Source organism: Oceanobacillus iheyensis HTE831 (assembly GCF_000011245.1).
GTDB classification, from domain to species: Bacteria; Bacillota; Bacilli; order Bacillales; family Amphibacillaceae; genus Oceanobacillus; species Oceanobacillus iheyensis.
Window position 1 is genome coordinate 2,608,413 of sequence record NC_004193.1, and the last position, 24,136, is coordinate 2,632,548.

A 24,136-nucleotide genomic window follows, 5' to 3' on the forward strand; every position below is an offset into this window, starting at 1 on the left:
TGCTATCGGTAAGCTTCAGCCGCTTTCTCTGCTTCCTCTACAAATTGTTCAGCCGTAGCATTTCCAAGCATTAATGACATTAACGCATTACCTATCGGCGTCTCTAAATCTGCACTCATAGGGTGTGGCTTATTGTAAATTTGTACAATAGAAGGATCATTAATCATTTCATTTGCTTCTGTCAGATAGACAGGAACTTTATCACTTTGCGTTAAATCTACCTCTGTCAAATTCATGATCGCTCCAGTATGTTCCGAGAAGGATACCGCATACTCTCTTGTAAATACAAACTCGACGAATGCTTTTGCTGCTTCCGGATTCTCTGCATTCTCAGCTATTGCTAAAGGTCGTAAATCTGGAACAATCGCATATGGCTCTCCTGCCTCTTGCATTGGTGATGGGATAAATCCAAAATCAAATCCTTCCGGTATATCATTAGCCATCTCATTTGGTAGCCAGAATCCTACTGGTATAAATGCATTATCATGTAATAAGAAATTCATTTGTGATTGTGTATGATTTAACGCTCCCAAACCAGCATCAATCATCCCTTCATCAACCATCTGTTCCACGTTCTTCATAATTTCTAACGTTTCTTCACTACTCCAGGCTCCTGCTTCACCTTTTATTAAGTCAGATAGATATTCTTCTCCACCAGCAGCAGCAAATGCAGGGAATAACATCCCACGAATAAAATAATACGGATGCTGACCGCTCGTTACAAAAGGCTCTATACCTTCACCATCTTTAATCTCTCTCATCGACTCCATAAATGATTCAAAATCTGTAGGAACTGCATACCCTTTTTCTTCAAATAATGCACGATCATACCAAGTTCCCCACGTGTCGAACACAAGAGGTAATGTATAAATTTCTCCATCATAATCAGACGGATTTACAATAAAACTCTCCTGTAACTTATCTCCACCTTCCAGTTCAATTCCATCTAACCATTCTGTAAGATTCATTAATTGACCATCTTCCACCATTTGCGTTTCATTCGATCCTGCTCCATCAATATAAACAACATCTGGTGGATCATTAGAAACCCAACGTGATCGCATCTCTTCATTAATATTTGGACCGGCATGCTCAACTATTTTCACATCGGGATATTCTTCTTGGAAATCTCCTATTACTTCTTTCCACCAAGCGTCCCCATATCCACCAACAAAATATTGTATTTCTAACTCTCCAGCAATCTCACCAGTTTGAGCTTCCCCTGTATTTCCATTATCTCCATCTTCTTCACTTTCTTCATCTGAGTTACAAGCTGCCAGTAAAAGCGAAATTACTAGTATTAAAATTAGTAAATACCAGCTTTTCTTCATCTGAAACTTCCCCCTTTTAATAAATAATCTATGAAACACATGGACCAACCCATGTAATTTCCAATAATTTACAAAAATAGCTACTCAGGTTTTTATGTAAATCTAATAAAGTATACTTAGCTTATCTAATATTTATACTAAAAAAAGCTAGCAAATTATTTCTAATTTGCTAGCTTTTCTCCTTTAATTGATCAAAGGACTGCTGTATGTGTTGTCGAAATTCTTCTGTCAATTCATTATCAACTAATATTTGGGCACCGATAATTGCTCCACCTACAGGAGGAAGACTTGGCTTTATCAATTCAATGGAAGAATTAGCAGCCAGCATTTCTTTTAAGTAAGTTTGGAGTAATTCTGCTTGAAATAACCCTCCACTTAAGATTACAGGAATGGGATTATCTTCACCTGAGTATAATTGATTAACGACAGTTTCAATCGACAGCGCAAGTTCATTTGCAGCTTCATATATTAATTGTTTTGCTAGTTGATCTTCCCTTATGGCTGCTTGGAATACCAATGGCGCAATCTTTGCTACTTCTTGTTTTACCTGATTAGTTTGATAGATAGTCGAAATAATTTCTTGTGGATCATCTGTTTTATAATGTTCTTGGAGCAACTCCAAAAGAATAGTAGGTTCTCCTCTACCATCAAAATAACGTAGTGACACTTGTAGTGCTTTCATTCCTAATGCAGCACCACTACCTTCATCTCCAAATAAATATCCCCATCCACCTACACGTACTTCTTTTCCAGTCGGATTAATTCCATAAGTTACCGAACCTGTTCCTGCTATTTGCACAATTCCTGATTCACCTAAAGTACCTGAATATAATGCATTTATCATATCAGGCAACACTAATTTTTTTTCAACGTGTGGTAATAATTCAAGTAACAAATTTTCCATCCAATACCTATTTTTCTCATATCCTGTTCCAGCAATTCCTGCAAAAACGGAGATGATTTGGCTTACCTTTCCTCCACCCTGCATTTCTAATTTTTGGATTAACTGTTCAAATCGATCCTTAATTTCATCAGGTGAAGTAGCTTGTAAGTTAGAAGGTCCACCTTGAACGTGAGCAACAATATTCCCTCTATTATCAGATATTGCCATCGTGGTTGTTGAACCACCTCCATCAATTCCCAAACAATAGCTCATTCGAACTCCTCCTTTGCTTGGTTAATCTTATGCTTATCCCTGTTCAAATTATGTCAGTAACATAGGATGCTACAGTTAACTTAATAAGAAGAGCACTGTCAAGCACTGTTATTCTAAGAAGAACCCGCCGTTTTCTACTACAATCAACTCTATGTTTTACTACAACCCAAATATTTTTTCATAAATTAGCATTAAGCTAAAATACTTCGTTTTTGGAGGAACCAGCCAAATATGAATTTGACTCAAATAAAAAAATTGCCGAAAAAGTTATACTCGACAATTTTGATTTGTTCATTTTTTAGTTATTTGATAGACTCTTGCTTCATATGGCTGTAATTCTCCATTAACTGCTGCTTCATAATTACTTAATAGTAATGACCTTTCCATCTTAGCTAAAGAAGATGGTAGTTCAAAACTACATTTTTCAGGAAATAAGTTAATAAAAACAACGAATTGTTTCTCATCCAATGTTCTCGTATAAGCGTAAATTTGCGAATGATTCTCTAAAATTAAATCATAACCACCATAAATTAGCGTTTCATGTTGTTTTCGTAGTTCAATCAATTTACGATAATAATGATATATTGAATCTAAATCATTCAATTGCTGTTCAACATTTATACTAGTATAATTATCATTCACTTTTAACCAGGGATTCCCACTGGTAAACCCAGCATTTTTGGAATTATTCCACTGCATTGGAGTACGAGAATTATCTCTCCCCGTCTTCCATATAATCTCAAGTACTTCTTTGGAAGACGCTCCCTCTTGCATCATTTCTTCATAAAGATTTTTAGCATCTATATCATCATAATCTTCGATGGAAGGATAGTGGACATTTGTCATACCAATTTCTTGTCCCTGGTAAATAAACGGTGTACCTTGCATAAGAAAATAAAGAGTAGCCAATGCTTTCGCAGATTCTATATGATATGTCTTTGGGTCACCCCAACTAGAAATTGATCTTGGTTGATCATGATTTTCTAAAAATAATGCATTCCAACCGACAGATTCTAGACCTTTTTGCCATTTGGTTAACGTTTCTTTTAAAGCTTTCAAGTCTAATCCATTATCCGTATTTTTTCCCCATAAGTCCAAATGTTCAAATTGAAATATCATATTGAATACACCATTATCCTCGCCAACCCATTCATCCGCCTGTGAAATAGATACCCCATTTGCTTCCCCAACAGTCATAATATCATAGTTATCTAATGTCTTTTCTTTAAATTCTTGCAAGAATATCTGTATTCCATCACGATTCATATGGCCTTCAAAGGAAGGAACATACTTTTTATTTTCTGGATTAGGAAGATTTGGAAAGTCAGCTGTCTTTTTAATATGAGAAATAGCGTCTACTCGGAAGCCATCGATTCCTTTGTCTAACCACCAATTTACCATATCGTATAACTCTTCTCTCACCTTTGGGTTTTCCCAATTAAGGTCAGGCTGTTTTTTGGAGAAAATATGCATAAAATATTCATCTGTCTTTTTATCATATTTCCAAGCAGAACCTCCAAATATAGAAGCCCAATTATTCGGTTCCAGATTGTTTTCACTTGAACGCCAAATATAATAATCACGATATGGATTATCTTTAGATGATCGAGATTCTATAAACCAAGGATGCTCATCAGATGTATGGTTAATCACTAAATCCATTATCAGACGCATGCCACGATGATGAACTTGTTCTAATAGTTCATCAAAATCCTCCATGGTGCCAAACTCATCCATAATGTCTTGATAATCACTGATATCATATCCATTATCATCATTAGGTGATTCATAAATAGGACTAACCCAAATAACATCAATACCAAGGCCCTTAATATAATCTAACTTTGAAATAATTCCTTGTATATCACCAATACCGTCACCGTTTGAATCCATAAAGCTCCTTGGATATATTTGATAGGTAACTGCTTCTTTCCACCATATTTTATTCATATAATTGATCCTCCTTGGATATGAAATAGTAAAATTAATTCGAAGTTGAAGGAATGGTGTTACGTACATGTTATCACGAAGTCAAATCAATCCATCAATTATAGTAAAACTTTATCAACGGGAGTTTTCGTTCTTGCCCTGAATGTTCATAACTTGCAGTTACTAGTGTTCTAACTTTTCTTCTTTCCTTAATACGCATTGTCTTAAAATGGGATATTACTCCCCAGTACTGCGAAAAAAATGGAGAGTGCATACACCCCCCTTCTTTCAACTATTCTTTTATGAATTTCTTTTTACAGAATCTCGATAGATAATATAATGCGGAATAATGATTCGTTTCGGATCATCTATCCCAATTTTTTTTTCGATAATAGCCTTTGCTGATTCTACGCCAAGTTTATAGATTTGAATATCTATCGTTGTTAAAGCAGGATGAATTATTTCTGAAAGATAAGCGTTATTAAAACTTACTAAGGAAATATCCTCTGGTACACTTAATCCCGACTCTTCTAACATTCCAATTACACCAATACTAATTAAATCATCACTTACTACGACTGCATCAGGTCTCTCAGGTAAACGAAGAATTTTTTCCACTGCTTCTTTTCCACCAGATTTTAAAAACTCTGTATGAATTAGATACTCTTCTAATATTGGTATATCCGCTTTTTTAAGTGCATTAGTATAACCTTGCATACGATCTATAGTAACGACTAAATCTTTTGCGCCACCAATAAAAGCGATTCGATTGTGACCAGTCTCAATTAAATGGGAAGTGATATCTTCTCCAGCCTGAATGTTATCATTATCTACATATGTGATTCTATCATTAAGCTCTTGAGGTTTACCTACAATTACAAATGGGAAGCCTTTTTCCACTAGGAATTGAGTTACCCGATCATTCAAACGAGAATATAACAATATAATTCCGTCTACATAACTCCCTAATACAATTCTTTGTACTTCAGCATAAATCTCTTCTTCTGTTTGACCAGAGGAAAGCATCATAGAATATTGAAGTTTATGTGTAACAGATCCAATTCCTCGTAATATTTCTGAGAAAAATGGGTTTTGTAATGATTTATCTGCAGAAGAAGGTAATATCACCCCAATTGTTTTTGTTGATTTAACTGCTAAATTACGTGCAGTCATATTAGGAAAATAACCTAAATCCTCCATCGCTTTTCTTACCTTTGCCTTTGTTTCTTCACTAATACGTGAATTATCAGCAATTACTCTTGAAACTGTTGATGGGGATACACCTGTCGCTTTGGCAATATCTTTTATCGTAACCATTCTTTCACCTTCTAGCTGTTATTTACAACATATACTTCGTATATTACTCTATTCTACCCTTTTGTTCCACCTGCTGCTAACCCTGATATGAGATAACGTTGCAAAAATAAATAAATTACTGCTATTGGAACTGCTACCAAGACAGAACCAGCCGCAAAACGTGTAAAGTTATTCGAGAATTGGTCATTAATGAAGTTATATAGACCAACTGCTAATGTGTAATTTTCTTCACTCGAAAGTACGATAGATGGGAGTAAAAAGTCAAATAGCGGTGCCATGAAATTAAATAAAGCTACTACTGCCAAGATTGGTTTTGCTAAAGGTAGCATGATACTCCAAAATACTTTCAGGTGACCTGCTCCATCAATTCTTGCTGCCTCATCTAATTCTCTTGGAATTGTATCAAAATACCCTTTCACTAACCAAGCATTGAATGGTATTTGTCCTCCTAAATAGATAAGAATTAGTCCAAATAAAGAATCTAATAAACCAATCATATTTAAAAAGATATATAATGCCACCATTGCCATCATTACAGGAAACATTTGCAATAACAGAAATACATACAAACCATTTTTCCTACCTACAAATTGATATCTTGAAAAAGCATATGCAACCAATGCTGTTAAAACAACACTACCGATTGCGTTAGCAATAGACACAATAAGAGAATTTTTATACCATAATAAATAATCACTCTCGGGGCTAAATAGCCATTTATAATGATCTAAAGAGAAATTTTCTGGAATAATACTAGATGAGTATAGACTCGTACTTTGGTTAAATGACATTCCAATTGTCCAAACTAAGGGATAAAAGATAATTGCTGCTACAATAGCGATAATCAAGTAAATACCGGTTACCTCTAATTTTGATTTTCGACTTGAGTTCATTATATTTCACCCTCTTCTTTAAACGATCTTGTCTTCCTAAACTGGTAAAAAGCAAAGGCAGATACAATTAACCCCATGATGATAGATATCACAGCTGCCATCGAGTAATTATTTGTATCAAATGTTAGTTTATATACCCAAGAAATAAGTATATCGGTCCCACCTGCATTTTGTCCTCTTACTGGAGGACCTCCTTCATTAAATAGATAAATAATGTTAAAGTTATTAAAGTTCTGCGCATATTGCATAATTAATAGCGGTGCAACAGCAAACATTACATGCGGAAATGTGATGTTTTTAAATTTTTGGAAACGAGAAGCTCCGTCAATGTCAGCAGCCTCATACCAATCTTTTGATACACTTTGCAGAATTCCTGTAATTAAGGCAAAGATAAACGGAAATCCTAGCCATGTTTGGATCATTATAATCGCAATCCTACTGTAGAATGGATCACTTAACCAAGCAATGCCTTCTCCACCAAATAACGGAATAATTATGTCTCTGTTAATTGCTCCAAAATCATCATTGAACATAGCTGCAAATACTAATATTGTTACAAAAGCCGGAACCGCCCATGGTAAAATCAATATTGTTCTAATTAATTTTTTAAATTTGACACGAGGATCATTTACTAATACAGCTAAGAAGAATCCTAGAGCAATCTGTAATGTAGTTGCAACTACTGTCCAAACAATTGTCCATGAAAAAACACTTAAGAATGTATCCTGCCAAATTGGTACAGTAAATAAATTTTTAAAATTATCTAACCCTACCCAATCTACTAAATTACGTGGAGGTGAATTATATAAATCATAATTTGTAAAAGCTAATAAAATCGAAAATAACAAAGGAAAAATAACGACAAAAATCATTAATATTAATCCGGGGAAAGTCATTAAATATGGAAAAGAATAATCATAGATTTCTTTGATAGATTGACGGAACTTGAGTGGCTTCCATCCTGATCTAACTTTTTTAGCTTGTTTTCTTGCATCTATAACATTAAATACATACAAGGTTATTACGATAATTGTTACAATTAATGATAAAACCCCTAATACTAACAAACGAATAGAGTGATCCGTTCCTGGTATAGTTCCTAATGTTCGTAATCCCCATAACCCAAAGTTAATTGTTTCCAACGATGTAATGATAAAGGCAATTTCTATCACCATAAAAGAGATACCTTTTAAAAATCGACGATTATATAATTGACCTAGACCAGCAAAGAGAATAGATAATATCATCGCTACGGTAGGATTATGTTTATTATATTTTTTTTCCTTTTTCTCGTGATTCTGAGGTTCTGATGGATCAAACATTCAATTTCCCTCCTTATAGACTAAATTTCTATGTGAATGAATCAATTTCATAATAAGATTTTGATGTGAAATCCATCTCTTGTTATGCTTGCTGGAGTCGCCATCTTTCATTACAATCAAAGCCAAAGAATTGCTAAAACTAATACTAATATATAAAGAACACTGAAATGTTCGTTTTTTAAATAAAACTTAGCAGTTATGAATTAATTCAAGTAACATTAAATAATGTATTTTATTCCACTGAATTCACTCAATATTTCATTTTTTATGCTTGCATCTATGAGGTTGGAACATAACAAAAAGTTTTAGTCAAAAGTCCAATGAAAGCTAGAATAAGCGTAAGAAATATACGGAGACTACTATGGAAAAAAAACTAGGCGAGCCCCCGGAATTCGGAGCATCCGGAGGCTCACCAGCCGCCTTAGAATAAGAGCAGTATATTTCTGAAGCGGGATTTTCAATACCTATTCACCTATAAGTAAATACTTTTTCTCAACCTCTAGTTACTGCCACCACTTGCATCAATATTTGTTTGAACCTGTTCTAGTGCTTCTTCCAGTACTGTTTTAGGATCTTCTCCTTCAGCCAGGAATTGTAAAGCATTATTCATCGGCTCCCAAACTTGTGCCATCTCTGGAGCACTTGGCATAGGAAACCCATGTTCAATCTGCTCAGCAAATGCAGCATAAATCGGGTCTTCTATATTACTTAAAGCTTTTGCATTTGGCGGTAATTCCCCTGCAATCTCAAAATACTCACCTTGATTTTCTTCATTCGTCATAAATACCGCTAATTCTTTTGCCCACTCTTTATTCTCAGAGTAATAAGATACCATCCAAGATTTCACACCAACAAACGTTTCTGTTGGTTGATCATTAATCATAGGAAATGGTGCGAATCCTAAATCTTCACCTAACGCTTCCTTATAGCCAGGAACGCTCCATGGACCACTAATTACTGAACCAACTTTTCCTTCTGTAAATAATCCATCGATTACATCACCAGTAGTTGAGGTCGGAATCTTACCTTCTCCAAAGAAGGATTGATACAATTCTGCTCCCTCAATTGCACCATCATTTGCTAACCCAATGTCTTCTATATCATAGTTCCCAGTATCTCCTCCAAAGATATAAGCGCCATAATTTTTAAAGAATGGAAAATTAAAATATAAGTCATTTGGACGCATTAAAAATCCAAATTGATCTTCTGAAGGATTTGAATTTTCTTCTAGAACTGTAAGTAAATCTTCAATTGTTTCAGGAGCTTCTTCTTGTAATGCTTTATTGTAAAAAATCCCATAAGTCTCAATTACTGCAGGTATTCCATAAATGTTTGTATTTCCATCATACGTATACGTAACTGCTTCTACTGCAGTATCTACATACTCATTTAATTGTTCATCTGTCAGGTCTACAGGCTCTGCTAAACCTTGAGCAACAATATTTCCAATACGGTCATGAGGCTGAAAAAATAGGTCTGGACCATTTCCTTCTGGACCAGCTAATGATAATTCTTGCATTTGATCAAGCATTGATTTTGTTTCTAATTTAACTTGAATTCCTTCTTGTTCTTCAAACTTCTGAGTAATATTCTCTATCGCTTCAATTTGTTCTTCTTGATCATTTACCCAGATTACTAATTCATCTGGTTTTTCAGCAGCTTTTCCACTGCTATCTCCTTCACTACCTGCTTCTTCGTCTCGTTCAGGTGCACAAGCAACCAACAAAATAGATAAGCCTAGAATTGCAATTAATAAAAACCTCAAGTTTTTCTTCATTCGTACTCCCCCTATTATTGTTTAATCCAATGTACGACTCCGTATTATACGTTTGCGCAACCGGTTGCACATTGTTTACAATTTAATTTTATACGAAACCAAATTTTTACGCAAGCGCTTTCACAAAATATTTTTGAATTTATTGACTTTTAACAAATTTTATGTACTAATAGATATAGTACAATTTAAGGGCAATGCTTTGTAATTACACAACAACCCCGGTTTCCAGCAGTACCACGTTGGAAGTCGGGGTTATTTTATTTTTATAGGAGGAGAAAACTGATGCTAAAAGAAGCAGTATTTCATCGACCAAAGAATAATTATGCTTACCTTTACAAAGAGAATACGTTACACATTCGTTTACAAACAAAGAAAGATGATGTAGTAAAAGCCACACTTATCTATGCAGATCCTTATAATTGGGATGATTCAGGATGGATTTATAACAAGGCAGACATGCGTCTCATAGCTTCCGATCAGCTATTCGATTATTGGCAAATTGAAATTTATTGTAAAACACGTCGAATAAGATATGGATTTCAATTATCTGATACTAAAGAAACTCTTATTTATACAGAGAAAGGATTTTATAAAGAAATTCCAAATGATGACACTGCTTATTACTTCTGCTTCCCTTTTTTAAACCCAATAGATCAATTTCAAGCACCAGAATGGGTAAAGGAAACTGTATGGTATCAAATTTTTCCTGAACGATTTGCGAACGGAAATGAAACAATTAATCCTCCTGGAACTTTACCTTGGGGAAGCACTACCCCTACACCTACAGATTTTTTTGGTGGTGACTTTCAAGGTATAATCAATCACTTGGATTATCTTGTAGATTTAGGTATTTCCGGTATTTATTTTACGCCTATATTTAAAGCATTTTCTAACCATAAATACGATACGATTGACTATATGGAAATCGATCCTCAATTTGGGGATAAACAGACATTTCGAAAGTTAGTTAAAGCTTGTCATCAACGAGGAATTCGCATTATGCTTGATGCTGTATTTAATCATAGTGGCTATTTCTTTGAACCATTTCAGGATGTGTTAAAAAACCAAGAGAAGTCTATTTATAAGGAATGGTTTCATATCGAGAGTTTTCCTTTGAGAACAGACCCAGCACCAAACTATGACACCTTTGCATATGTAGGTTCAATGCCAAAACTAAATACAGAGCACCCGGAAGTGAAATCATATTTACTTAAAGTAGCATCATATTGGATTGAAGAGTTTGATATCGATGGGTGGCGATTAGACGTAGCTAATGAAGTGGATCACCAATTTTGGAGAGATTTCCGTAGACAAGTGAAATCCATAAAGCCAGATGTCTATATTCTCGGAGAAATATGGCATGATTCGATGCCCTGGTTACAAGGAGATCAATTTGACGCAGTAATGAACTATCCACTTACCAGTGCTGCACTTGATTTTATTGCAAAGGAAAAAATAGATGTTAAAGAATTTGTCCAACAAATTTCTAATGTTCTACTTTCTTATCCACAGAACGTGAATGAAGTAGCATTTAATCTATTAGGCAGTCATGATACTCCCAGAGTTTTAACACATTGCAACAATCAAGTCGAAAAAGCAAAACTTCTATATATATTATTATTAACGATGCCAGGTTCTCCTTGTATTTATTATGGAGATGAAATTGGAATGACTGGAGAAGGGGATCCTGGTTGCAGAGAATGTATGGTTTGGGACGAGAATGAACAAAATGTAGAATTAAAATCTTTCCTTAAAAAATTAATTCATGTGCGGAAAACGGAAAAGGCTGTTGCAAATCAAGGAGAATTTTCATTTGTAAAAACTAGTGATAATTATTTCATTTATAAACTTTTTCAACAGCATATGGAAATTTATATTATTATAAACCCAAGTAATCAGGCTCTCGAAGTATCACTTCCGGTAACCAAGTGGAACAGTGCCTTCGATTTATGGGAGGAAGATGATTTCAATATTAACACTCCAATAAAATGTGAGGAAAATAGTTTCAAAATAATCAAAGTAAATTATTCATAACCGGTATATTTTTTTCAAAGAGGCTGGGAATTTAAAGATAAGTTTTAACTTTACCATAGGCGGCGACTTCAGCGGGGATGGGAGCTTTTTATATTGACGGATTGTGGCCATTCCCTTGGAAAACGCCTCCTTTTATAAGGTAGTAATAACGTTTTATTTTCCCTCTTCCTTTACACGTAAAAACAATCGATAAAAAGCAGAAAATGTAATAAAAGCAATTAGACTTCCCGTAAAGAAAGGTATAATTATAGGCAACGTTTGTATACTTACAAGCAGTATTATTCCTGTCACTATCATGATCGAGAAAAATAACGCCGGACTTCCAACAGTTAAAATAAATGCCTTTTTTAATAATGTTTTCCAACCTAAATCATAATGTACAATTACACTAAAAAATAATAGTGTAAACACATATAAAATTAACCCCATAATGAGAAAAGCAAACATGAGTACCGTATTCTCTTTTTGAAAATAATAATAATCCACAGCCCAAACAATCCATATAAGGCCGAAAATCCAACCTGCTTGCATACTTTGCTTATAGTTATCTCGATAATATATCCAATACGAACCTATTATTGATGATTTCTCCTGATCAATTATCCAATCTCTTACAAGGGCAAACATAGCTGATGTTGCTGGAAACAAGCAAAATGGAAAACATAGAAGTAGAAAAGGTATTAATATAATTGCATCTTGAATACTATTCATAAATAATATGCTTAGCCCAATAAATATTAACGGAATATTAAATAGAACCCATAATAAATTCGTTACAGAAAAGCGCATTATCCATTCGCATATAGTATAAATATTTCCCATTAATCCCGACTCCCGCAAGTAAAATACCTCCTGATGAATAACATTCTGATTCGATTCAATTCAATTCATAATAAGATAAGTTGTGTAGAAACCGAATTTAATTGCAGACGAACGCTTTCTGCAGTCACAGCACTTTAACTAATTAAAAAAGAAGAACACTTTTCAAGTCAATCTTTAGCTCGTGCTGTTCCTGCAGGAGTCGCCGTCTCAAATCTTATTATGCCCACCACATTGTAGCTGGAGATTCTTCGATATTTACTGCTTTTAAATTCTTAACAGCTGCTTGAAACCCTTCGTCAATCGACATAATTGGATCTTCATGTTCAATACTAATTACATAGTCATAACCATAAGTTCTTAATGCACTTACAATATTAGACCACTCTTGAATACTATGACCATAACCTACAGAACGAAAACTCCATGCTCTCGTTTGCACATCACCATAAGGTTGCATATCCGTTAAACCATACATATTTACATTATCTTGATCGATGTAGGTGTCCTTTGCATGAAAATGATGGATTGCTCCTGCTTTGCCTAATATTTTTATCGCAGCAACTGGGTCAATTCCTTGCCACCAGAGGTGACTTGGGTCTAAGTTCGCACCAATTGCATCATTCGTAGCTTCTCGCAACTTCAATAAGGTGTAAGGTGTATGAACCAAAAATCCTGCATGTAATTCTAGACCAATTTTTACTCCATGATTTTTAGCAAATTCTGCTTGTTCTTTCCAGTATGGAATAAGTTTTTCTTCCCACTGCCACTTTAATATATCAGAGTACTCTGTTGGCCAAGGTGTTACTGGCCAATTTGGATATTTCGAACCCTCATGTGAACCTGGAGTCCCTGAAAAAGTATTAACTACTGGCACTTCTAATAATTCTGCTAGACGTACCGTTTTTCTAAAATCATCATGAGCTTTTTGAGCATGTTCTTTATTTGGAGAAATTGGATTATCGTGACAGCTTAATGCACTGATGGTTAATCCTCTTGCATCAATTTTTTCTTTAAACTGTTTACGTTTTTCTTCATTGTCCAATAATTCATCCACATTACAATGTGCTGTTCCAGGATTTCCACCAGTCCCAATCTCTACTGCCTTCAAGCCCGACTCTTGCACATAATCTAGCATTTCATCGAATGATTTTTCTCCAAATAGAACAGTAAAAACACCTAGTTTCATTAAAAATCCCTCCAAAATTATTTCCCTCTATCTCGGGAGTAATATATCCACTTTAAGAATCAAAATTAATCAACAAGGATAATGTCGTACATGTCCGTCTCTAAAAACAGCAAAAACGAAAACTCCGCTGAATGAAGTTTCATATTATTGTATGTTTACGCTTCTCCCAGATGTACTAGATTCATAAATGGCATCAATTAATTGTGTTACTTGTAAAGACTCTTTGGGTGTACTGATCAGTTCAGCATGTCCTAAACAACTTTCTATGAAGTTCTTTGCTTGTAATATTCCTGCTTGATGTTGATCATTTTGCACATAAGCACTACTAGTTGTGAATGCCCCATTTTTTGAAGTGTAGAATTCAAATGGAAATACTTGAAGTCCTCCATCTACACCAGAAATGCTGATTTGGGTAATATCATCCTTAATATTTGCTGCCCAAGAGCATTCAAACAACATGGTACTATGGTCATCAAATCGTATGTATGCGGTAACATGATCATCTACATCGAACGTATCATGATCAAATGCTCCCCATTCATTAATTTGATTTGGTGTTTTTGATAATTGATTGTATATCTGTCCATTTACTTCAATTGGCTTTCGTTTATCTAGCATCCATAAAGCTGCATCTAACAAATGACAACCCCAATCAATTAAACTTCCTCCGCCTTGCAAGTCTTTATTTGTAAAAACTCCCCAACCAGGTACTTTTCGACGACGCATCGCTTGTACCCTTGTAACTAGAGGATCTCCTACCTCATCCATTGTTTTCTTAGATAATTGTACAGATTCCACAAATCGATAATGATAAGCAATCGATAGTTTCTTACCATTTCTTTTAGAAGCTTCTAACATCAACTTCGCCTCTTTAGCATTCATTGCCATCGGCTTTTCACAAAGAACGTGAAGTCCAGCATCTAATGCTGATATAGCAATTTCAGCATGAAACTTATTCGGTGTACAGATCGTTACGGCATCTACATTAGAAAACATAGCATGGTAATCATCATAAACTTGTGCTATCTCAAATTTATTAGCCACTTCTTTTGCTCGGACTGGATTCACATCACATACAGCCGTAACTTCAACTATTTCATTAAGATAAAGATAAGCAGGTATGTGTCTACTCTCTGCAATGCCTCCAACACCAATAATCCCCATTTTTAACCTAGTCATCGTTTTCACTTCTCCATTTGAAAAATTTGCTTCGTCTCTACAGAAGACAATGCTGCTAAAATTACGTTAAGCGACTTCATTCCTTCGTATCCATCAATAAGAGGTTGTTGATTAGTAGTAACTGACTCAATAAAGTGATCAATTACATGCGTAGTCGTTTGTCCGCCTTCTTCATTCGATTGAATCCCACCAAGTTCATACTTTACTACTTCACCATTTGTGTACTGTACAATCATCGAATAGTTTGGATCATCTTCTAAGCGAACTATTGCATTTTCAGCAAATATAACAGTTGAATTATCCTCTGCAGCATTATAAGCCCAACTAGCTGCCAATGTACCGATAATGCCACTTTCTGATTTCATGACTAACGTGGCATTGTCATCCACGGTTGCTGTTTGTTTTGCGCTTGTTTCAACAAAAGCTGCTACCTCTACAAACTCTTCATTCAATAAATAACGCATTAAATCTGCTTTGTGCACACCTAAATCACCCATTGCACCCACAAAAGCTTTCTCTTTCTTAAAAAACCAACTATCAGCTCCATCTGCACTCCAGCCTTCAGGGCCACCATGACCGAAAGTTGTCCGGAAACTATAGATTTTTCCTAGTTCTCCACTTTCAATAAGCTGTTTGGCTTTCTGATGAGATGCAACAAAGCGTTGGTTATGACCAATCATTAGTTTGCGATTATTTTTCTCCGCTGCCTGGATCATTTCTTCCGCTTCTTCTTTTGAAGTGGCCATCGGTTTTTCACATAAAACGTGACAACCTGCTTCTAGAGCAGCAATACTTACAGGAGCGTGTAAATAGTTTGGTAAACATACACTCACTGCATCAACTTCTTCTTCTTTTAATAACTGTTTATAATCCGTATAGGCTTTGGCATTATGTAATTCTGCTGCTTGTCTTGCCCTACCTTCAACAATGTCACAAACTGCTACAATATCTACTTGATGATTAGCGCTATATTCTTTTAAATGACGATTTTTTGCAATGCTCCCACACCCAATTACTGCTACACGTACTTTCACCATTTTATCCCCTCCATTACTACTTTTTAATATCTTCTAAAGGTTGTGCATTTCCATATTGATGAACTGGTGTATCTGTATTTTTCGCCCATTTAACAGCATTCACAATTACTTGTTGCACTTCTTTTTGATAGTACGTAGGATAAGTTTCATGTCCAGGTCGGAAATAAAAGATTTTTCCTCTTCCTCGCTTAAATGTTGCTCCACTACGAAATACTTCCCCACCTTCAAACCAACTGATAAACAATAGCTCATCTGGAGTTGGTATATCAAAGTGTTCTCCATACATTTCTTCTTGAGGAATTTCAAAATACTGACCAATCCCTTGAGTAATTGGATGCGTTGGGTCTACATTCCATACACGTTCTTTCTCACCCGCTTCTCTCCATTTCAAATCACAGCCAGTACCCATTAGACTCTTAAACACTTTTGAAAAATGGCCAGAGTGTAACACTATTAATCCCATTCCATCTAACACTCGTTGTTTTACTTTCTCCACAATTTCTTCATTTACTTCTTCGTGAGCTTTGTGTCCCCACCAGATAAGCACATCTGTCTCTTTTAGTAAATCATCAGAAAGACCGTGATTTGGTTCATCAAGCGTTGCTGTTTTCACTTGAAATTCTGCATTCTTTAAAAAGTCTGCAATCGTACCATGAATTCCTTCTGGATAAATTTTAGCTACATTTTCATTTTGTTTTTCATGTCGATTTTCATTCCAAACAACTACGTTCATTTCTAACCTCTCCTTATTGATAATTAATGCATGCGCTATCAAAATAAAAAATATTATTACACTTTTAATACCTTCTGATGTGAATCATTTACCTCTATGACTGTAGGTATAATCACGCTTCGTTTAAACATTTCGGGTTCATTGATTAGCTCTATTAAACATCTGGATGATTCATAACCTAATTGATATGTTTGCGTATTGACCGTTGTTAATGATGGTATCGATAATTCCGTAATAAACGTTTTATTGAATGTCACGATACTAATATCATCAGGAACACGATAACCTATTTCATGCAATAATTTTAATATACCAATAGCTTGAATATCAGAAGAAATAACAAGTGCAGTTGGAGTAATCTCTTGATTAAATAATTCCGTAACGATTTTCCGATTATTATTATCATCTACGTATTTAATGTATTCATCACGATAAAATAAATCGTTTGATAACAAAGCTTCTTTAAATCCATTCATTCTATCTTGAATAACTTGGAAATCTGGATTATCTCCAATAAAACCTATTTCTTCATGACCAAGATCGATAAGAAATTCAGCTGCTTCTTTTCCTGCTTGAACATTATCATTATCAACATACATAATTTCATTTGTATGCTCCATTGGCTTCCCAATGACAACAAAAGGTACTTGTTGTTCTATCAAAAACGGTACAACTTTATCATCTTTCTTTGAATAAAGTACGATGATGCCGTCTATTCGTTTTCCGTGTACCATCTTCACTACCTCTTTATAGATAGATTCCTCTGATTCTCCGGTAGTTAAAGAAATACTATAATCTAGTTTGTGACAATAGGTACTAATCCCCCTTAACACTTCAGGAAAAAATGGATTATGCCAAGAATGAGTAGCTGAGTGTTTCATCACAATTCCTATTGTTTTGGTAGATTTTTGAACAAGTACTCTCGCATTGTAATTAATATGATAACCTAATTCATTCATAACTTTTCTTACTTTTCTTTTCGTCTTTTCACTTATCTTATCACTATCAGAAAGAACTCGAGAAACGGTAGAAGGCGATACATTTGCTTCCTTTGCGACGTCTTTTATAGTAACCGACACGGTAATCAGCCTCCTTTCATTTATTTCTAGGGATTACCTTAACAGCTCCATCTGATACTCCTTTAATAATATGTTTCTGTGCAATAAAGTAAATTATAATGACTGGAATTATTGCTATAGTAAGACCAGCTAATGCTAAATGCCATTGTTTCGTATATTGTCCAAAGAAGAAGAACATTTTCAATGGAATAGTTGCTTCATTCGCACTTAATACGAGAGATGGCAAAAGATAGTCATTCCAAATCCAAATTAAGTTCAAGATCATTACAGTAACAGATATTGGCTTTAACATTGGGAAAATAATCTTCCAAAATAATTGCCACTTGTTCGCTCCATCAATGGTAGCTGCTTCATCTAATGATTTAGAGATTCCCGTCATCGCACCATGATATAAGAAAATGGACAGACTAGAACCAAATCCAAGATACATAAATATTAATCCCCAACGATTTAGCATTTCAACTTGACCAAAGATAGATACAAGTGGAATCATAACAGACTGGAATGGAATTAACATTGCAGCTACAAAAATCATAAACAAGAACGCACTTAATTTACTTGTATTCCTAGCAAGTGCGTAACCAGCCATTGAAGAAAAGATTATTATAATTCCGACACTTAATAAACTAATAAGTATGGAGTTAAATAGTGAGTTTGCAAAATCTAAATCTATAAAAGCTTGAATAAAATTGTCAAATGTCCATTCTGTAGGAAACCCTAAGATATTCGTAAAAATATCATTCTTCGTTTTAAATGCATTAACAAACATTAAGTAGAATGGAGATAACCACAATAACATGAGGATTAGACCTAGAATCAGTAATAATATTCTATTTCTTTTTTTCGCTTTCATTATAGGTCAACCTCCCTCTTCTTATTATAATACACTTGTGTCAAAGCTACAGCTGCCACTAGTATAAAAAATATAACAGCTTTTGCTTGAGCAAATGCCATATCATAATCACTAAAAGCAGTATTATAAATATCCATTGCAATCATTTCCGTTGATTTGAAGGGTCCTCCTCCGGTTAATGCGAGGTTTTGATCGTACATTTTGAATGCGTTAGACAATGTTAAAAACATACTGATCGTAAATGCAGGTGCCACTAATGGAAATGTAACCTTCCAAAATCGTTGAAAAGGATTTGCTCCATCAATTTCAGATGCTTCCATTAATTCTTGTGGAACTGCTTCAAGATAGGCAATGTATATAATCATAATATAGCCGCCATATTGCCACGCATTTAAAATAACTAACCCCCAGAAACCAGTGGTAGCATCAGAAAGCCATCCTTGCAAAAATTCCAGTCCTAGTAATTGTCCAGCACTATTGAATGCACTTACAAAAATAAACTGCCAGATAAAACCTAAAATCAAGCCACCTATTAAATTAGGCATAAAGAATACTGTTCTAAATAAATTACTCGTCTTTAACTTTTGTGTAACTAATAATGCAAGCCCTAAACCGATGACATTTACAAGAACAATAGATACAACTGCGAACTTAATTGTAAACCAAATTGCATTTAAAAAGTGTTCTTCCTGAAATAGACGGATATAGTTTTCAAAGCCTAGAAAACTATTTGCTTGTAATCCGTTCCAATCGGTAAAGGAGTAAACAAATCCATAAATAAATGGTACAAACACTACCAACCCTAGAGCAACTAATGTCGGAGTCATAAATAACCAGAAAGATAGACTTCTATTTTTCATGACGTAATCCCCTCCTTTGTAATACTTCTAATAAAATAAGACTTCATTGTATTTTGGTCTTCATTCTTGCTCACCGAGGTTACTACCTCAAAAGCATGACCACAGGTTTTTGAATAGAATCTGCGGGATAAATAAGTATGAGGCTGGGAGATAACAGTTCACTCAAAATCTGAACGATAATTGGTTAAACCTAGGATGAGTTGTCTTAGCAAAGCATCTCTGTGAAACAGGCTCTCATCACCAATTCATTCTAATTTGTTTTTTGAGTAACTATTTTTGTCCCAACCTCACTATAAGTTACTGTCTAGCGTTTTCCCAATCTGCAGCTGATTGCTCAATTACTTCTTCCCATGAAATGTCGCCACTTAAATAACGTTGCATATTTACTGCCATCGTATCTTCTTGCCAACCTACAGGCGATGCCATAAAGACCCACCCAATAGTGTCACCTTCTTGAGAATAACGATAAACTTCTTGAGAAAGAGGATCTGCAATACGTTCTGTATCATAACCTTCATATGCTGGGATAAATTTAAATTCATCTAGTACGAAGTCTTTACCAGCGTCAGATGTATATAACCAGTCCAGAAAATCTTTTGCAGCTTGTTGTACTTCTTCACCTTTTTGACTATTTACTACCCAATACTGAGGAACACCTACTGGTAATTGGCCTTCCATGCCATCAACAGGAATTGGAATCATTCCGATATTGTTTTCGGCAAATTCTGCATCCATTTGCTCGACAGTTGGATAAATCCAATTACCTTGTTGAATAACAGCTACTTTACCTGTAGAGAATAATTGTTCTACTTGTTGAGAATAATCTAAGCTCAGTACAGGTTGTACTGAATATTCATTCTGTAAATCTAGCATACGTTGTAATTCATCCGCTTTAGAGAAAGGAATTGTTGAAGCTTCATATGCTTCCATGATGTCATTATTAAAATCTGGAGCAATATACGTATTTGCTAAGTGATTCCCCATTACCCACAACTCTTTGGCAGGTAATGCCATTACTGCTTCAAGTCCTAGATCTTCTTTTTGGCTATCAATTGTAGCAAATGCTTCCTCTAAAGCTTCATAAGTAGTAAGTTCTTCTGGATTAATACCAGCTTGTTCAAAAATTTCTTTATTATAAATATATCCATAACCTTCTTGGCTATATGGTAATCCTAATACTTTATCATCTTCCATTACACCTGTTAATGTGCCTTCTAATGCTGCTTCGGCCGCTTTTGTATCAGAAAGATCTGTTAAATAGTCACGATATTCTTCTACTTCCGTTGGTCCCCCAACATTGAAAATGGCAGGTTCGTTACCCGCAGCAAATGAAGATTTAAGTGAAGCAGCATAATCATTACCTCCACCTACTGTTTGTACATCAATTTTCACGTCTGGGTTTTCTTCTTCATATTGTTTAACAATTTCTTCAAATTGTTCTTTAAATTCTACTTTAAACTGGAAAATATCTACTACCGTTTTTCCATCTGCTGATTCTTCATTTTCATCACCAGAAGAACAACCAGCAATAATAAGTACAGCAACTAACATAATTGCAATAAACCCTTTTGTAAGAAACAATTTGTTTCTTTTCATGAACCCCACCCCTATTAATATTTTTTAGAAGACTATGAAAAATCTATAGCGCTTTCATAGTTTTCTATTAATATAGGACATATAATTTATGTCCTAGCATGCAAACAAGGAAAACGTTTGCATTAATATATCTGAATAATATCATAAGCATGTAAAATCAACAACCCTTTTTTTATTTTTAGATTATTAAAGTTAACGAATCATGAGATTAAAACTTGCTATTTCAACATTTAAGCAATAAAAACTCAATATCTAAATTATTTATTTATTTTATTAAATCGTTTGCATAAATTATGCATATTGGACTGATAATTCGTTAAAATAGTGTTAGACAACCATCAGCAGTACTAGATTCGAGATCGAGCTTTCTTTCAAAGAATCAAAACCACCAGTGTGAACTGGTGGTTTGCTCTGCGGCTGGAAGCCTCTGTTGCCGGCCTCGGCCTAAAAGGCCCACTGAATGGTTTCCCCTTCTGCACCACACTCACTCACTGATTCTAAAAGAATCTCTTATTTCTTTTTATTTTTCTTTCCGGTGAACGGATCAAATTCTTCAAATAAAGTTAACTGATCACTCATATAATCCTCTTTAAGCTGATTTCGTATATATTCTTGGATTTGATTTTTATTCCTTCCCACCGTATCTACAAAGTAGCCTCGACACCAGAACTTTCGATTGCCATATCTATACTTTAAGTTAGCGTGACGGTCAAAGATCATTAAACTACTTTTTCCTTTTAAGTAACCCATAAATTGAGATACACTCAGTTTTGGTGGTATACTCACCAACATATGGACGTGGTCTCTGCATGCATTTGCTTCGTGTATTTCAACATCTTTTCTTTCGCAGAGTTCTCTAATAATTTCTCCTATACTCTTTTTATATTTTCCATAGATAATTTGTCTTCTATATTTTGGGGCAAAAACTAAATGATACTTACATCTCCATTGCGTGTGTGCTAAACTATTCTTGTCCTTCATTGGACACGCCTCCTTCTATGGTGAGATTTGGTGGTCGGGAAACCAACCTTACCTTACCATGAAGAGAGGCTTTTTTTTACCCCACGCTAGAAGCTTTCTGGAACCCCTGGCATAGCCAGGGGTTTTCTAAGACCATAAAAATAGTGGGCAAAGTCATCCGTCGATGACCTTACCCACTAAACTTTTGTTTAAAAATTATTCCTTTGTTTTTAGCTCTAATGGAACAGGAATTACTTCGTCCACTTCGTTGCCATTCAATACGGCTTTAACTGTAGCTATTGCTTCTTCTCCCATTAGGTTTGGTTGTTGTGCAATCGTTGCAGTTAGTTCTCCTGCCTCAACAGCTGCAATAGCATCATCTACTCCATCAAAACCAACAACAACAATATCCTCACCAGAAGCTTTAATAGCTTCAATAGCTCCTAAAGCCATTTCATCGTTATGCGCAAATACAGCATCAATACCACTATAACCTTGTAATGTATTCTCCATCACGGTTAATCCCTCTGTCCGATCAAAATTTGCTGGTTGAGATACTAATACATTCAGACGTTCTTCAGCAATATTATGGAATCCTTCACCGCGTTCCCTTGTAGCTGAAGCTCCCGCAATACCTTGCAGCTCTACTACATTCGCATTCTCTCCCACTGTGTCGGCGATAAATTCTGCTGCCATTTCTCCGCCTGATATATTATCCGAAGTAATTAATGTTTCTACTTCTCCTTCATCCGCTGAACGGTCAATAGTAATAACAGGAATACCTGCAGCATTAGCAGACTGTACCGCTGATGAAACAGCCGCAGAATCGGTTGGGTTTATAAGAAGTATATCTACCTGTTGTTGAATCAAGTCTTCTATCCCGCTGATTTCAACGGAAGCATCATCTTGCGCATTTACAGTTACTATATCCATATCTTGTTCCTTTGCTTCTTTCACAATAGTATCATGTAACGTTACAAAGAAAGGGTTTTCCATTGTGGAAATACTCAGACCAATTTTTATATTATCGTCGTCATCAGAATCATTATTTACAAACGGACTTTCCATTGAACATGCTGCTAAAAAAATAATAATTATAGCTATGAATACAATCTGGAATTTTTTCATTACATTCACCTCATTAGGATTTTTTACGATCTAGTAGCACTGCGATTAAGATAACAACACCTTTTACTACTTGTTGATAGAAAGAGGAAATTCCAAGTAAGTTCATTCCATTATTTAAAATACCGATAATTAATACTCCGATAAACGTACCTGCTATACGACCTTTCCCGCCAGCAAGGCTTGTACCACCTAGAACTACTGCCGCAATAGCATCCATTTCATAAGAAGTACCTGCAGTTGGTTGAGCAGAATTAAGGCGGGAAGTAAGAATCATTCCTGCTAGAGCTGCCATCATTCCACTAATAGAATAAATAAAGATTTTGACACGATCTACTTTTATACCTGAAATTTTTGCCGCCTTCTCATTTCCGCCGATTGCATATGTTTTACGCCCAAATGACATTTTATGAAGTAAAAACCAAAGAATTACAAATGCAATGATCATCGTTACTGCTGGTACTGGTATTCCTAAAAAGTATCCTTTACCAAATAATTGAAAAGCATAGGAGTCTCCTAATCCAGTTATCGGTTTTCCATCTGTAAATACTAATGTTAACCCTCTAAATATCGTCATTGTTGCTAATGTAACGATAAACGGTGCTAAGTTACCTTTTGAAACCAAAATACCATTCAATGCACCAAATACTGCACCTAATAATACACCTATAATTACTGCTAAAATTGGATCAATGCCCGATGTCATCATTATTGCAGCTAAAGCACTAGACAATGCAAGAATAGATCCTACCGATAAATCAATTCCACCTGTTAGAATTACAAAAGTCATACCAAAAGCAATTAATCCATTAATGGAAATTTGTCTTAGTAGATTCATAATATTAGCTGGATCTAAAAATGCCGGGTTCATGATCGTAACAGTGATTATTAGCAATACTAAAGCTATTAACGGGATTACTTTTTGCCACATCGAAGCCATTTTATTA

The 24,136-nt window shown here is 35.0% G+C and carries 20 protein-coding genes; 1 reads left to right on the forward strand and 19 read right to left on the reverse strand.

The window, feature by feature from the left end; genetic code table 11:
• Positions 1–2: 2 nt before the first annotated feature.
• From OB_RS13095 to OB_RS13125, 7 genes are all read right to left on the reverse strand, one after another.
• A complete protein-coding gene (locus tag OB_RS13095; protein WP_011066947.1) occupies positions 3–1,331 on the reverse strand; it encodes an ABC transporter substrate-binding protein in 1,329 nt (442 codons plus the stop codon).
• 169 nt (positions 1,332–1,500) lie between these two features.
• Positions 1,501–2,487, reverse strand: a complete 987-nt coding sequence (locus OB_RS13100; protein ID WP_011066948.1) for an N-acetylglucosamine kinase — start codon at positions 2,485–2,487, stop codon at positions 1,501–1,503.
• A gap of 291 nt (positions 2,488–2,778) precedes the next feature.
• On the reverse strand, positions 2,779–4,437 hold the full coding sequence (locus OB_RS13105; protein ID WP_011066949.1) for a glycoside hydrolase family 13 protein: 1,659 nt from the start codon (positions 4,435–4,437) through the stop codon (positions 2,779–2,781).
• A gap of 279 nt (positions 4,438–4,716) precedes the next feature.
• Positions 4,717–5,733, reverse strand: coding sequence for a LacI family DNA-binding transcriptional regulator (locus OB_RS13110; RefSeq protein WP_011066950.1), 1,017 nt, complete (start codon positions 5,731–5,733; stop codon positions 4,717–4,719).
• Positions 5,734–5,786: 53 nt separating this feature from the next.
• Positions 5,787–6,626 carry a sugar ABC transporter permease gene (locus tag OB_RS13115; RefSeq protein WP_011066951.1) on the reverse strand — a complete coding sequence of 280 codons (840 nt, stop codon included), beginning with the start codon at positions 6,624–6,626 and terminating at the stop codon, positions 5,787–5,789.
• On the reverse strand, positions 6,626–7,948 hold the full coding sequence (locus OB_RS13120) for a carbohydrate ABC transporter permease (protein ID WP_011066952.1): 1,323 nt from the start codon (positions 7,946–7,948) through the stop codon (positions 6,626–6,628). Before OB_RS13120 ends, OB_RS13115 begins: the two co-directional genes overlap by 1 nt.
• A 499-nt stretch (positions 7,949–8,447) precedes the next feature.
• Positions 8,448–9,725, reverse strand: a complete 1,278-nt coding sequence (locus OB_RS13125; RefSeq protein WP_011066953.1) for a sugar ABC transporter substrate-binding protein — start codon at positions 9,723–9,725, stop codon at positions 8,448–8,450.
• 282 nt (positions 9,726–10,007) lie between these two features.
• On the opposite strand from OB_RS13125, the gene OB_RS13130 reads away from it, so the two are divergent.
• Positions 10,008–11,759 carry a glycoside hydrolase family 13 protein gene (locus OB_RS13130; protein ID WP_011066954.1) on the forward strand — a complete coding sequence of 584 codons (1,752 nt, stop codon included), beginning with the start codon at positions 10,008–10,010 and terminating at the stop codon, positions 11,757–11,759.
• A 153-nt stretch (positions 11,760–11,912) separates the two neighbouring features.
• Here OB_RS13130 and OB_RS13135 read toward each other — a convergent pair whose 3' ends face one another.
• The 12 genes from OB_RS13135 to OB_RS13190 all read right to left on the reverse strand — a co-directional run bounded on the left by OB_RS13135 (position 11,913) and on the right by OB_RS13190 (position 24,129).
• Positions 11,913–12,599 carry a YesL family protein gene (locus tag OB_RS13135; RefSeq protein WP_011066955.1) on the reverse strand — a complete coding sequence of 229 codons (687 nt, stop codon included), beginning with the start codon at positions 12,597–12,599 and terminating at the stop codon, positions 11,913–11,915.
• A gap of 199 nt (positions 12,600–12,798) precedes the next feature.
• Entirely contained in the window at positions 12,799–13,767 is a 969-nt protein-coding gene (locus tag OB_RS13140) for a sugar phosphate isomerase/epimerase family protein (protein WP_011066956.1), read from the reverse strand.
• 144 nt (positions 13,768–13,911) lie between these two features.
• Entirely contained in the window at positions 13,912–14,946 is a 1,035-nt protein-coding gene (locus tag OB_RS13145; protein ID WP_011066957.1) for a Gfo/Idh/MocA family protein, read from the reverse strand.
• Between the two features lie 5 nt (positions 14,947–14,951).
• Positions 14,952–15,983, reverse strand: a complete 1,032-nt coding sequence (locus OB_RS13150) for a Gfo/Idh/MocA family protein (protein WP_011066958.1) — start codon at positions 15,981–15,983, stop codon at positions 14,952–14,954.
• A gap of 16 nt (positions 15,984–15,999) precedes the next feature.
• Complete coding sequence (locus OB_RS13155) at positions 16,000–16,716, reverse strand: ThuA domain-containing protein (RefSeq protein ID WP_011066959.1); 717 nt, start codon at positions 16,714–16,716, stop codon at positions 16,000–16,002.
• Between the two features lie 56 nt (positions 16,717–16,772).
• Positions 16,773–17,795, reverse strand: a complete 1,023-nt coding sequence (locus tag OB_RS13160; RefSeq protein ID WP_011066960.1) for a LacI family DNA-binding transcriptional regulator — start codon at positions 17,793–17,795, stop codon at positions 16,773–16,775.
• A gap of 16 nt (positions 17,796–17,811) precedes the next feature.
• Complete coding sequence (locus OB_RS13165; RefSeq protein ID WP_011066961.1) at positions 17,812–18,648, reverse strand: carbohydrate ABC transporter permease; 837 nt, start codon at positions 18,646–18,648, stop codon at positions 17,812–17,814.
• Complete coding sequence (locus tag OB_RS13170; protein ID WP_011066962.1) at positions 18,648–19,508, reverse strand: carbohydrate ABC transporter permease; 861 nt, start codon at positions 19,506–19,508, stop codon at positions 18,648–18,650. The genes OB_RS13165 and OB_RS13170 overlap by 1 nt, the downstream gene beginning before the upstream one ends.
• A 297-nt stretch (positions 19,509–19,805) precedes the next feature.
• The gene (locus OB_RS13175) at positions 19,806–21,104 is read right to left on the reverse strand and encodes an ABC transporter substrate-binding protein (protein ID WP_011066963.1); all 1,299 of its coding nucleotides are present in this window, start codon (positions 21,102–21,104) and stop codon (positions 19,806–19,808) included.
• Positions 21,105–21,614: 510 nt separating this feature from the next.
• Positions 21,615–22,085 (reverse strand): IS200/IS605-like element ISOih2 family transposase, encoded by a 471-nt coding sequence (gene tnpA / locus OB_RS13180; protein ID WP_011066964.1) that lies wholly within the window; start codon positions 22,083–22,085, stop codon positions 21,615–21,617.
• Between the two features lie 195 nt (positions 22,086–22,280).
• Complete coding sequence (locus OB_RS13185) at positions 22,281–23,192, reverse strand: D-ribose ABC transporter substrate-binding protein (protein ID WP_011066965.1); 912 nt, start codon at positions 23,190–23,192, stop codon at positions 22,281–22,283.
• A gap of 13 nt (positions 23,193–23,205) precedes the next feature.
• Complete coding sequence (locus tag OB_RS13190) at positions 23,206–24,129, reverse strand: ABC transporter permease subunit (RefSeq protein WP_379604690.1); 924 nt, start codon at positions 24,127–24,129, stop codon at positions 23,206–23,208.
• Positions 24,130–24,136 lie beyond the last annotated feature (7 nt).

Bases quoted from the DNA above. Each gene is read 5' to 3' on its own strand.
- OB_RS13170 (WP_011066962.1), bottom strand. From the start codon at position 19,508: ATGAAAAATAGAAGTCTATCTTTCTGGTTATTTATGACTCCGACATTA.
- tnpA (WP_011066964.1), bottom strand. From the start codon at position 22,085: ATGAAGGACAAGAATAGTTTAGCACACACGCAATGGAGATGTAAGTAT.
- OB_RS13130 (WP_011066954.1), top strand. From the start codon at position 10,008: ATGCTAAAAGAAGCAGTATTTCATCGACCAAAGAATAATTATGCTTAC.
- OB_RS13145 (WP_011066957.1), bottom strand. From the start codon at position 14,946: ATGACTAGGTTAAAAATGGGGATTATTGGTGTTGGAGGCATTGCAGAG.
- OB_RS13175 (WP_011066963.1), bottom strand. From the start codon at position 21,104: ATGAAAAGAAACAAATTGTTTCTTACAAAAGGGTTTATTGCAATTATG.
- OB_RS13140 (WP_011066956.1), bottom strand. From the start codon at position 13,767: ATGAAACTAGGTGTTTTTACTGTTCTATTTGGAGAAAAATCATTCGAT.
- OB_RS13100 (WP_011066948.1), bottom strand. From the start codon at position 2,487: ATGAGCTATTGTTTGGGAATTGATGGAGGTGGTTCAACAACCACGATG.
- OB_RS13115 (WP_011066951.1), bottom strand. From the start codon at position 6,626: ATGAACTCAAGTCGAAAATCAAAATTAGAGGTAACCGGTATTTACTTG.
- OB_RS13095 (WP_011066947.1), bottom strand. From the start codon at position 1,331: ATGAAGAAAAGCTGGTATTTACTAATTTTAATACTAGTAATTTCGCTT.
- OB_RS13110 (WP_011066950.1), bottom strand. From the start codon at position 5,733: ATGGTTACGATAAAAGATATTGCCAAAGCGACAGGTGTATCCCCATCA.
- OB_RS13105 (WP_011066949.1), bottom strand. From the start codon at position 4,437: ATGAATAAAATATGGTGGAAAGAAGCAGTTACCTATCAAATATATCCA.
- OB_RS13185 (WP_011066965.1), bottom strand. From the start codon at position 23,192: ATGAAAAAATTCCAGATTGTATTCATAGCTATAATTATTATTTTTTTA.
- OB_RS13120 (WP_011066952.1), bottom strand. From the start codon at position 7,948: ATGTTTGATCCATCAGAACCTCAGAATCACGAGAAAAAGGAAAAAAAA.
- OB_RS13150 (WP_011066958.1), bottom strand. From the start codon at position 15,983: ATGGTGAAAGTACGTGTAGCAGTAATTGGGTGTGGGAGCATTGCAAAA.
- OB_RS13125 (WP_011066953.1), bottom strand. From the start codon at position 9,725: ATGAAGAAAAACTTGAGGTTTTTATTAATTGCAATTCTAGGCTTATCT.
- OB_RS13190 (WP_379604690.1), bottom strand. From the start codon at position 24,129: ATGGCTTCGATGTGGCAAAAAGTAATCCCGTTAATAGCTTTAGTATTG.
- OB_RS13155 (WP_011066959.1), bottom strand. From the start codon at position 16,716: ATGAACGTAGTTGTTTGGAATGAAAATCGACATGAAAAACAAAATGAA.
- OB_RS13165 (WP_011066961.1), bottom strand. From the start codon at position 18,648: ATGAAAGCGAAAAAAAGAAATAGAATATTATTACTGATTCTAGGTCTA.